This is a genomic window from Arhodomonas sp. KWT (assembly GCF_010993615.1).
In genome coordinates, this window is sequence record NZ_WNXE01000562.1 from 1 (window position 1) to 1,062 (window position 1,062).

The window sequence follows — 1,062 nt, forward strand, 5'->3', positions numbered from 1 at the left end:
TGTAGGGTCTCGGATGATTGCATCTCGCCGAGGAGTTATCCTCTGTGGTTGGCCCGAGAGGTGCTGAGCACACTAGCCGAGGAGGCCCGGCGCTGAACATTCGACTGCACGCGAACGCCACGACGACCCCGAAGACCCGGGCGTATATTCAGGCCTCGACCAAGACCAGCCGGGAACTGGCCGAGGAGCTGGGGATCTCGATCAGCACGGTGCGCCACTGGCGCCGCCGGGACGATGTCCATGATCGCTCGCATACGCGCAAGAACCTGCTGAGTACGCTCTCCCCGGCGCAGGAGGCCATTGTCATTGAGCTGCGACGCACCTTGTTGCTGCCGCTCGATGACCTGCTCGCGGTGGTCCGGGAGTTCATCCACCCGCGGCTCAGCCGCGCGGCGCTGGACCGGTGCCTGCGTCGCAACGGTGTCTCCCGGCTGGCCGATCTCACGCCAGCCGAGTCCTCGCAGGAGATCAAATCCAAGCCCTTCAAGGCCTACGAGCCAGGCTATATCCATATCGACTACAAGTACCTGCCGCAGATGCCCGACGAGAGCCGGCGCCGGTACCTGTTCGTGGCCATCGACCGGGCCACGCGCTGGGTCTACGTTGAGCTCAAGGCCAACAAGTCCACTCGCTCGGCAACGGCCTTCCTCAAGGCCGTACGGGGCAAGGCGCCGTTCCGCATCCGCAAGCTGCTCACCGACAACGACAAGGCCTTCACCGATCGGCTTCAGGCCAAAGCTCGCCAGCCCAGCGGCGAGCACGTCTTCGACCGGCTCTGCGCCGAGGCGGGCATCGAGCATCGCCTCTCACCGGTGCGCCGGCCGCAGACCAACGGCATGGTCGAGCGCTTCAACGGGCGCATCAGCGAGGTCCTGGCCAGCCATCGCTTCGATTCCCGGCAGGACCTGGAAACCACGCTCAAGCGCTACTGCCACCTGTACAATCACCACATACCGCAGAAAGCGCTGCACCAGCGAACGCCGATACAGGCGCTGAAGGAATGGCAACAAAGCCACCCGCAACTATTCATTCGGCAGGTGCGCAATCATCCGGGACCTGACA

General features: G+C 64.2%; 1 protein-coding gene. It reads left to right on the top strand.

Features of this window, described 5'->3' with window-relative positions; all coding sequences use genetic code 11:
* Positions 1-92: 92 nt before the first annotated feature.
* Positions 93-1,062, top strand: a 970-nt coding sequence (locus G7A99_RS20730) for an IS481 family transposase (RefSeq protein WP_163143776.1), incomplete at its 3' end; no start/stop codon positions are given.